Raw genomic sequence first — 3,113 nt, 5'->3', positions numbered from 1 at the left:
GGCCCTTTATTGGTCGTTTCCATTACCTTCGTCTGTTTGCCTGGCTTTTACCTGCTTTAATCAGTGCTTCCTTAAATGAAAATAGGCAAAAATCAGACTAACAATGACCGCTGTCCCTACTCTGATCAGGATTCCTCCAAATAGTCCGCCTGAAATGGAACTTACCAGTGCGTCCGCCAGAGCGGACATCAGCATAATTCCCTCAAGGCCCAAATTGACAACACCCGCGCAGGAGCAAACTGTTGCACCCAATGCAGGCAGCAAAATTGGCGTAGCAACGCGAATCCACATATAAAAGAAATTTACACTGATAATGCTCTGCAAAACCATCTTCATATCAGTTTCCTCCATCCTTTGCAGCGGCGCAACTTCCGCTCCCAGAGCTTGTCTTGTCTCCCTGTAAAGCACGGGTCTCTTCCGTAGCTGCCCGAACTACCACAAACTCGCTTGCTCCAACATACTAAAGAGTACCCTGACCCGTTATCCCTATTTCAGCATGCACGATGCCAGCCACGCTGAGGCGGTTTTGTCAAAAATGGAAATGCTGTTAGGAGACAGGGTTCAAAATCTCTCTCCTACGGACACGTGGTTGCTATTGCATGCGGCCTATGCCCACGATTTGGGTATGGTCGTCCAGTGGTCAGAAATTGAACATGTTTGGGAACAACCGGACTTCCAGCAATTTTTGACCGCTCTATACTCCAATAAAGACCGGGAGATTCGTGATGCAGCTCGCTTTATCCAGTCTGTGCAAAAAGAAATTGACATGAACATCCTCTGGCCCTTAAAAGCGCACCGATATGTTGATCTAATCAACACCGCTTATTTTCGTGGACGGCACGCAAACATGTCCCGGCGCTATATCCGCAGCGATTCCTCGGAACTCAATCTTGATCTTGGGCATCAGGGACTGATCCAGCCCCGCATTATCAAGCTGCTCGGAAATATCTGCGAAATCCACAACGCACAGATGCTCCTTGTCACGTTGATTCTGGCTATAATCTATGCTTTAATGGCTTATGTGGCCGCTGGCGTATTACCTTATGAGCAAGTGGCCGGAGCAAACCTGAGTGTTACTGCGGAACAAATCATGCCTGCCGGACCCTACATGTTCTTCCTCGTTGGCGGCGGCGTATGCGCTATCGGTTCCACCCTCCTGGGGACCATCACCATTTTCCGGTATCCCATGCTCCAGGTGGCCGAAGACGGCTGGCTTCCCGCTGTCTTCAAGAAACAGACCAGTGCGGGATACCCCTATGTGAGCTATATCGTCCTGTACGTGGTCAGCGCGTTCCCCATTGTGACAGGAATGAGCATCGACGTAATCGTCTCGGACATCATGATTCCCACCATGCTGATGAACCTGTACATGAATCTGCGGTGCGTCACCCTGCCGAAGAAGTACCCGGAGCAGTGGGAGAAGCGTTCCATCAGGATGCCCGTATGGCTCTGGCACGTTTGCTGTGTGGCCGGAGGAATCTGCAATGTCATCATTATTTACAATCTCTTTATCAATTTGTCCGGAAAAGACGCTATCATTTGTGCAGTAATCGTCACAGCTCTGGTGGCCCTGTCCATACTCAGGCTGAAACAGGGCGCTGTCAAAGCGGAAGAACTGGAAAAAGTACGTCAGGCTACCATTCAGGATGCTTTAGCCTATTCTGATGAAACTTAAGGAGGCTCCATCATGAAATACGATTTTACATCTATCATCGACCGCCGGGGTAAGGACGCCTTGGCTGTGGACAACATCGGGCGTAAAGTCTGGGGCAACGAGCCCGACGCCCCTCAGGAGGGCTTCGACGCTATCCCCATGTGGGTAGCCGACATGAACTTCGCTACCAGCCCCGCCGTCACGGACGCGATTATTGAACGGACCAAGCACCCGCTGTTCGGCTACTTTTTCCCTTCCGACGCCTACTTCGACGCTATCATCCGCTGGCAAACCAAACGCAACAGCTACCAGGGCCTGAAACGGGAGTATATCGGTTATGAGAACGGCGTCCACGGCTGTGTCACCAGCGCGGTGGAAACCCTCTCCGCCCCCGGAGACAAGATTCTGATCCATTCCCCGGTCTACGTGGGCTTTGCCGGAGACGTGGAGGGTTTGGGCCGAACCTCCGTATACAGCCCCCTTAAGCTGGACGAAAATGGAATCTGGCACATGGACTATGAGGACATGGACGCCAAGCTGAAAGCGCACAACATCCACTTAGCCATTTTCTGTTCCCCCCACAATCCGGCGGGCCGGGTCTGGGAGCGCTGGGAGCTGGAAAAGGCCATGGAGGTCTACGCCGCCAACGAGTGCTATGTAATCTCCGATGAAATCTGGGCGGACGTGACCTATACCGGCCACCAGCATATTCCCACCCTGATGGTCAATGACTGGGCCAAAGAGCATACGGTTGCCATTTACGCGCCCTCTAAAACATTCAATCTGGCGGGCCTGATTGGAAGCTATCATGTGATTTACAACAAGTATCTCCGGGACCGGGTGGGGAGCTGCGGTTATGCCACCCACTATAACGAGATGAACGTCCTGTCCATGCACGCCCTCTTGGGGGCCTATTCCGAGGCGGGCGCGGAGTGGACGAACGAGCTGCTCCAGGTCCTGGAGGGCAACTGCAAGTACGCCTATGAGCACATCCGGGACCACTACGACGGCGTGACTGCCGCTATGCCCCAGGGCACCTATATGATCTTCCTGGACTGCACGGAATGGTGCGGCAAGCACGGAAAAAGCCTGGATGAATTGGTCAAGGCGGGCTGGGATGTAGGCGTAGGCTGGCAGGATGGCCGCCGGTTCCAGGGCCCCTGCCATATCCGCATGAATTTGGCGTCACCCTTCTCTCGTGTCCAAGAGGCGTTTGACCGGCTGGACAAACACGTTTTCCGGGTTTGAGAGGGGAGAATCGCTCACATCACACAGCGGTTTCCACTTGGCCCATTGCTGCGGCTTGTCTCTCTCCGGGCCGTAGAAATAGCCCGAGAAAAGCGTCTTGTGTGGAATTGAAGCGATTGCCGTCAAATAAAGCATTCTGGAGGCTCCCATGTTTCTGTGGGAGCCTCCATTTTTGTACTGCAATTTCGGGGCCTTTTGCAGAGTATATTAA

4 protein-coding genes are annotated in these 3,113 nt (G+C 53.0%); 2 read left to right on the top strand and 2 right to left on the bottom strand.

Going from position 1 to position 3,113, the window contains the following annotated elements; all coding sequences use genetic code 11:
* Positions 1–60: 60 nt before the first annotated feature.
* The gene (locus JX325_RS14245; protein ID WP_204791750.1) at positions 61–336 is read right to left on the bottom strand and encodes a hypothetical protein; all 276 of its coding nucleotides are present in this window, start codon (positions 334–336) and stop codon (positions 61–63) included.
* Between the two features lie 199 nt (positions 337–535).
* On the opposite strand from JX325_RS14245, the gene JX325_RS14240 reads away from it, so the two are divergent.
* Together JX325_RS14240 and JX325_RS14235 are read left to right on the top strand one after the other, a co-directional pair.
* The gene (locus JX325_RS14240) at positions 536–1,675 is read left to right on the top strand and encodes an amino acid permease (protein ID WP_204791749.1); all 1,140 of its coding nucleotides are present in this window, start codon (positions 536–538) and stop codon (positions 1,673–1,675) included.
* Between the two features lie 12 nt (positions 1,676–1,687).
* On the top strand, positions 1,688–2,902 hold the full coding sequence (locus JX325_RS14235) for a MalY/PatB family protein (protein WP_204791748.1): 1,215 nt from the start codon (positions 1,688–1,690) through the stop codon (positions 2,900–2,902).
* A 19-nt stretch (positions 2,903–2,921) separates the two neighbouring features.
* Here JX325_RS14235 and JX325_RS14230 read toward each other — a convergent pair.
* Positions 2,922–3,113 (bottom strand): hypothetical protein (locus JX325_RS14230; RefSeq protein ID WP_204791747.1); only part of this gene is annotated, 192 nt, incomplete at its 5' end.

Source organism: Oscillibacter sp. CU971 (genome assembly GCF_905219725.1).
Classification (GTDB): Bacteria; Bacillota; Clostridia; order Oscillospirales; family Oscillospiraceae; genus Oscillibacter.
Note: the sequence above shows the minus strand (reverse complement) of the source record. Positions and strands in the feature narration are given on the sequence as shown.